At 58.6% G+C, this 4,953-nt stretch carries 5 protein-coding genes; 3 read left to right on the top strand and 2 right to left on the bottom strand.

The features are described from left to right. Positions 1-193 precede the first annotated feature (193 nt). The gene (locus tag NW863_RS12180) at positions 194-562 is read right to left on the bottom strand and encodes a hypothetical protein (protein WP_414366664.1); all 369 of its coding nucleotides are present in this window, start codon (positions 560-562) and stop codon (positions 194-196) included. Between the two features lie 396 nt (positions 563-958). On the opposite strand from NW863_RS12180, the gene NW863_RS12185 reads away from it, so the two are divergent. After that, positions 959-1,678, top strand: coding sequence for a response regulator transcription factor (locus NW863_RS12185; protein ID WP_414366665.1), 720 nt, complete (start codon positions 959-961; stop codon positions 1,676-1,678). 28 nt (positions 1,679-1,706) lie between these two features. Here NW863_RS12185 and NW863_RS12190 read toward each other — a convergent pair whose 3' ends face one another. After that, entirely contained in the window at positions 1,707-2,585 is an 879-nt protein-coding gene (locus NW863_RS12190) for an ABC transporter ATP-binding protein (protein ID WP_414366668.1), read from the bottom strand. Between the two features lie 211 nt (positions 2,586-2,796). Between NW863_RS12190 and NW863_RS12195 the strand changes: the two genes are divergently transcribed. Beyond that, positions 2,797-3,075, top strand: a complete 279-nt coding sequence (locus NW863_RS12195; RefSeq protein ID WP_414366670.1) for a hypothetical protein — start codon at positions 2,797-2,799, stop codon at positions 3,073-3,075. A gap of 52 nt (positions 3,076-3,127) precedes the next feature. Next, the gene (locus NW863_RS12200) at positions 3,128-4,756 is read left to right on the top strand and encodes a TM0106 family RecB-like putative nuclease (protein WP_414366672.1); all 1,629 of its coding nucleotides are present in this window, start codon (positions 3,128-3,130) and stop codon (positions 4,754-4,756) included. The last annotated feature ends 197 nt before the right edge of the window (positions 4,757-4,953 follow it).

Genomic DNA, 4,953 nt, shown 5'->3' on the forward strand with positions numbered 1-4,953 from the left:
GGCCCGTGGTTGGCTTGCCAACTGCAGGGCTACAGGAAGCCCACTCCGTACCGCTTAGCGGTCGGAGCCGGGTAGTTTACATTTCTCACTCTGGCAGGGCTTGGGAGCAACTGACGGCTGCACGAATAGCTGGACATCCTAAACCCTCTGCGGCTATAAGTCGGCGCGGGCCAGTTGGCAACTCCGCTCCTGCCTAATTGGTGAACATATTTTTCCAGTCGGTGGTGAGAACCTCGTGGCCAAATGTCCACCCGGCCAGGAGCAAGGGCAAGGCTAAGCCCAGGAAGCCGAAGAAACCGATGACCTGAGCAATTTGCCGCTGCGCCCTTTTCCTTTTCGGGTCGGGGATGTTATTAGCAGCTACTGTGAGCTTTGAACAAAAGGCCACCACCACCGCCCCCACTGGTCCCAAAACTAGCGATGGCCACAACCACTCCGCTACCTGCGCATACTCGTAGGCCCGGGTGAACGGCATGATGACAAAACAGGCCAGCTCCAGGATTCCCCAGGTGAAGAGGGCCAACTGGATATCTTTGCGAAAGACTTCGTTGGGATCGTACATAGGCTTCTGGGATAAACCGGCGTGCAACTTTAAGGTTTGGCCTGCAAGTGAAGAAGTGGCAAGGTTTTTGAATGGGCTTCCCTCTGCGGGCAAGAAGCTGCTGCGCGAGTCCCTTTTACCTTACCCTTTCCCTTTCCTCCGGACAACCCAGTAGAATAATGCTTGAGATGCTTAGGTTAGCCTTCCTTGATTTACCCAGAGAAAGGGGGTTCCAGAAAGGCCAAGCTCCTGGTGCAATCCGATGTGCAATGTAAAAACCTTAAGTTGTCTGTTGTAGTCTGGGCGGGCTGTCTGGGTTTGCTGTCCTCTCCAGCCCCGGCGCAAAATGCATTTGCCCTACTGTCAGGGCTTTTCTGCAACTCTGCCTCGTGCTGACTATGAGAGCGCCAAGCCGCTATGTCACGCATTCTCATCATCGATGACGATCCCAGCATTTGTACGCTGCTCAAGCGGTATTTGCAGCGGCAAGGGTACGCAGTTGAGGCGGCCGTGACCGGCGCCGAGGGCTTACGACAGTTGCGCACTTTTCAGCCAGGCTTGGTGATTTTGGATTTGAATTTGCCGGATGTGAGCGGTTACGACCTCTGCCAGCAGATGCAAAAAGAGACCGGCGTTTATGTGTTGATGTTAACCAGCCGAGTGAATCCTGCCGACAAGCTGCAAGGATTTCAGCTAGGTGCAGATGACTACCTGACCAAACCCTTCAGCCTGCCGGAGTTACAGGCGCGGGTACAGGCCATCCTGCGCCGAGGGCGGAGGAGAACGGAAACAGGCAGCGCGCCGGTTTTGACCTTTCCCTCTTTGGTGATCGACCCAACCACCCGAGAAGTCACCCGTGACCGGCGCCCAATTCACCTGACAGCTTTGGAGTTTGACCTGCTCTACGCCATGGCCCGACACCCAGGGCGGGTCTGGCGACGGGCTGAGCTGATTCAAGAGGTGTGGGATTTCAACCACGAGGCAGATGAACGGGTGGTCGATGTCCACATCGGCCAAATTCGCAAGAAGTTAGAAACCGATACCAGCCAACCGGAGCTGATCCGCACCGTGCGCGGCGTTGGCTACAAGTTCGAGCCCCCCACTCCCAAAGAGGGGTGGGGAGAGGAAAAACCGTAACCTCCCTCTTTCAAAGGGAGAGAGCGCGCTAATCCAGGCGACGGCCTGTCAGACGCACAAAAATGTCTTCTAAGTTGGCAGGGCGCACCATCAGGCCAGTTTTGTCGGGTTCGGCTTCCAACTGCCGCTGAGCCTCCGCCAAGCTAGGGAAAAAGGTGTAGCTCACCTCCTGTCCGGGGCGGGAGCGCACCAGCAGAGCTTCCCCGTACTTCGCCCGCAACTGGTCGGTGCTGCCCAGCTCGATCAACTTCCCGCCATCCATGATGCCGATGCGGTCGCACAGCTCCTCAGCCTCCTCCATGTAGTGGGTGGTAATCAGCAAAGTCATCCCCTGCCGATTCAGATCCCGTAGGATCTCCCACAACAGGCGTCGCGCCTGGGGATCCAACCCAACGGTCGGCTCGTCCAAAAACAAAATTTGCGGCCGGTGCAACAGTGCCCTGGCCACTTGCAAGCGCCGCTTCATGCCGCCGGAGAGGGTCTTCACCTTGTCGTGCCGCCGGTCGGCCAGCTTCACGTACTCCAGCCACTCGTCGATGCGCCGCTGCCGCTCCGGGTTGGGAATGTGGTGCATGCGCCCATGAAACTCCAGATTTTCCCAAACCGTCAGCTCTGCTTCTAGGGTGATGGGCTGCAACACCACCCCAATCTGCCGCCGCACCGCCAAGGGATCCCGCACCACGTCGTAGCCCCCCACATAGATGGATCCCTGGCTGGGACGGGTGAGGCTGGTGAGCATGCGGATGGTGGTGGACTTCCCAGCCCCGTTGGGCCCCAGCAGAGCAAACACCTCCCCCTGTAGGATCCGCAGGCTCAAGTCCTGCACGGCCACCTGCTGCCCAAAGCGCTTCCACACCCCCTGCATTTCCACTGCTGCCGGCTGGGTCTGAGGCAGGGCCGGGGCCATCGAAAGAGCGGTTACAGTCGGCTCCATCTGCGGGTGTAAAGAAATCTTTCTTCTCCAGCATACGTCAGTTGAGCCACAGGTCTTACTGGGGATCCCTGCTGCGTTATCTCTCGAGCTCTTCCGTGGCTGTGATCCCATCCTCTGTCAATTCTGCTGGAGCTTGCAAAATAGTAGACACTGCCCCTGAAAACTGCACTTACAAGGTAAAAAAATGCAGAGCAAAGACCGATTTGACCAAATTGACTTCCGCCTGGATCGCCTAGTTGGTGCCGTGCTGACCCTAGCCGAGAGCGTCAGCTCCATCAAAGACGACTTGTCTTATTTGAAGGACATTGCTCAGCAACAGGTGCTGATGACCCAGGAGCAAACTGCCTGGCTGGGAGAGCTGAAGGCCGTTTGCCAGCGGCAGGCGGAGACGGCTCGCCGCCAAGCGGAAACAGTTGACCGCCTCATCGCCCATCTTCTGTCAGCTCAGGATCCCAGGTCGTAAGGGATCCCCAAAAGGCGTGCCAAAATGGCAGCAGAGCTGAGGTCGTCCGCCGTTGGAGTTTCAGGTTGCAGCAGCCCAGCAGGGTTCTATTGACGCAGAAGAGTTGCTGGCCTTTTTTCGCTGTCGGCGCCTGCCCTACCTAGATCGGTTTGGGCCTCAAGAAGCCAAGCTGCCGCCGGAAAGCCTGCTGGAGCAATGGCGCCGGGATCGCCAAGCTTTACAAGCTGCTGTGCTGGAGCAATTCCCCGGCGAACAGGTCGCGCCGGGTAATGAAGCCCTTTTGGCAGCCATGGCAGCAGGGACAGAGCGGATCTACGGCGGACAGGTCGTAGCAGAGCTCTTCTGGGAAGTGGATCCCGAGGGAGTTGCTGAGGCAGAGCCTGCCGGCTCTGCAGTTGCCCTTGCCCCTTCCCCTGAGACAGAGGTTGCGCTCCCTGAAGAGGACTCCACCGACAAGACACCCTCCAACTCTGGACTGCCGCCTGCGGCTCTTCCAGAGTTTCGTTCCCTTTGGGTAAGCAGCTCCCTGGATCTCCTGATTCGGGATTCCGCCCTTCGCAGCCAAGGCCGGCCCGCCTACCTGCCGGTTCACATTCGCATTGGCAAGCGACCCAAGCCGGAGTACGAATTGTTGCTGGTGCTGCAGGCCGAATTGCTGGGATCCCTGCAGGGGCAGGTGCCCAAACGCGGCTTTTTGATTCTAAAAGATGGGAAGTGGCACCCTGTCCACCTCAGCCGACGCCGCGTCCAGGTGCGCCGCCTGCTGCAAGACTATCTGCGCTCCCTCGACCAGCCGGAGCCGCCCCAGGTGTTGATGGCCCGCAGCCGCTGTCATCTTTGCCACTGGCGGGAGCACTGTCGGCAGTTGAATGCCGTTGCCCAACCCCTCAGCCTGCTACCGGGTGTAACCGGATCCCGCTATCCCCTTTTGCAAGAGGCAGGGATCAACTCGATTGAGGCCTTAGCCAACGCCCGCCTGGAGATGCTCCAGGCCATCCCCAAGCTGGGAGCCGGCGTGGCCCTGCAACTGCAGCTTCAAGCCCGTGCCACCCTCAGCCGCAAGCCCCTTTGGCTGCAATCGCCGCCGCAAGCTCTGCCAACAGCGCCCGTGGAGCTGTACTTCGATATCGAGGCGGATCCCCGTCACAACGTCGCTTACCTGTTGGGCTTGCTGGTGGTGCAACAAGCCGAGGGGGAAAAGCTGGTGAGCTACCACAGTTGCCTGGCTGTCGAGCCCCAGGAAGAAGGGCAAGCTTGGAAACAATTTTTGCACCTGGTTCAACGCTACCCTGAAGCGCCCATCTACCATTTCCATGGCTTTGAAGTGCAGACCTGTCAGCGGCTGGGGGAGCGATACCCTACGGATTCGCGGCAGGTGCGGCAATTGTTGCAGCGCTTCGTAGATTTACACGCCTGGATCCAACGCTCGGTGGTGCTGCCCATTGAAAGCTATTCCCTGAAAAACATTGCCCGCTGGCTGGGGTTCGAGTGGCGGTTGCCCAATGCCAATGGAGCCCAGTCCATCTACTGGTACAGCCAATGGCTGGAAACTCGAGATCGCCGCTATTTGGAGCAGTCGCTCATCTACAACGAGGACGACTGCCGGGCCACCCATTGGCTCAAAAACTGGCTAAGCCAAAGTGCAGTTCTCGCCCCTGTCGAGGGCCGAAGCTTCGATTAGAATCGGGTGAGACTAGCGGATTGGCCAGAGGGATCCCATGCGGCTGAAATCTCACGAATCCCCCCGCCGCCAGGGCAGGAACTATCGTGGTCGTGGGGGAACGGCACGGAAGCGCCAGATTAACAAACGTAATCGCGCCTTGCTACAGCGATTGCAACAGAAGGAGCAGGGGCTCAGCTCTCGATCTTCTTGGCAGG

It is taken from the genome of Synechococcus sp. B60.1, from assembly GCF_047462555.1.
Classification (GTDB): domain Bacteria; phylum Cyanobacteriota; class Cyanobacteriia; order Thermostichales; family Thermostichaceae; genus Thermostichus.

Coding starts and splice junctions, on each gene's coding strand:
- NW863_RS12180 (WP_414366664.1), bottom strand. CDS start 562: ATGTACGATCCCAACGAAGTCTTTCGCAAAGATATCCAGTTGGCCCTC.
- NW863_RS12185 (WP_414366665.1), top strand. CDS start 959: ATGTCACGCATTCTCATCATCGATGACGATCCCAGCATTTGTACGCTG.
- NW863_RS12190 (WP_414366668.1), bottom strand. CDS start 2,585: ATGGCCCCGGCCCTGCCTCAGACCCAGCCGGCAGCAGTGGAAATGCAG.
- NW863_RS12195 (WP_414366670.1), top strand. CDS start 2,797: ATGCAGAGCAAAGACCGATTTGACCAAATTGACTTCCGCCTGGATCGC.